Source organism: Prevotella sp. ICM33 (assembly GCF_000517825.1).
In the GTDB taxonomy this organism is placed as follows: domain Bacteria; phylum Bacteroidota; class Bacteroidia; order Bacteroidales; family Bacteroidaceae; genus Prevotella; species Prevotella melaninogenica.
This window is the reverse complement of sequence record NZ_JACD01000110.1, coordinates 1-785: the sequence shown is the minus strand read 5'-3', so window position 1 is coordinate 785 and position 785 is coordinate 1. Positions and strand designations below refer to the sequence as shown.

Annotated in this window: 1 protein-coding gene; it reads left to right on the top strand. The window is 33.0% G+C overall.

Annotated elements, in window-relative coordinates:
* Positions 1–163: 163 nt before the first annotated feature.
* Positions 164–778: a hypothetical protein gene (locus HMPREF1505_RS12570; RefSeq protein WP_036926028.1), complete on the top strand. Its 615-nt coding sequence runs from the start codon at positions 164–166 to the stop codon at positions 776–778.
* Positions 779–785: the final 7 nt, after the last annotated feature.

Below are 785 nucleotides of genomic sequence, written 5' to 3'. Positions count from 1 at the left end.
ATATGGATAGCTTCTATCGTGAGAATGTCATACGTTATTTGAAATACAAGATGCCTAAAAGCGAGTTTAAAAGACGATTTAAGAATAAAGAGTAAGGTTATTCTGCAATGAGTAGGATTCGTATCAGCAAGTAGGGGAGAATGAAAATCCAAGTACATCAGTTATGAGAAATATCTTTAAATATATTCCAATGGTCACTTTAGGTCAGATCTTAGGTTCAGCAGTCGCTTTTCCTTTGCTGTGTTTCCTTATCAATATATTTTATTATTCAAATAAGTATAATGATGATGCAGAACAGTATTACAAAGAGTATATGAATAATTCTTATGATATAGAGGTTACTATGCCAGAAGATAACTCTAAATATTATTTGGAGAATCAAGACGAAGATGTAAAGACGGTGGAAACCTTTACAAAAAAAATCGATGGTAATTATTTTGCAAATCCAAGTGGATCGTATAATCCCTTTTATTCTGTAGAATATAAGAAGTTTTTAAGTATAATGTATTTTGTTGATATAAGTCAGATGTATTGGCCTTATGGACGGAAGGTTATCTTGACAGTTAACAGGGATGATATGAATAATCCAGAGTATGGCACAAAGGAGAATCCTGTGCCAGTGTTGAAGGATGTTGGCGTGGACGAGTCCATCCGAGATTATGATAAGGATTATGATAAGGCGTATATGGATAGCTTCTATCGTGAGAATGTCATACGTTATTTGAAATATAAGATGCCCAAAAGTGAGTTTAAAAGACGATTCAAGAATAAAGAGTAAGGTTATT

Bases quoted from the DNA above. Each gene is read 5' to 3' on its own strand.
- HMPREF1505_RS12570 (WP_036926028.1), top strand. From the start codon at position 164: ATGAGAAATATCTTTAAATATATTCCAATGGTCACTTTAGGTCAGATC.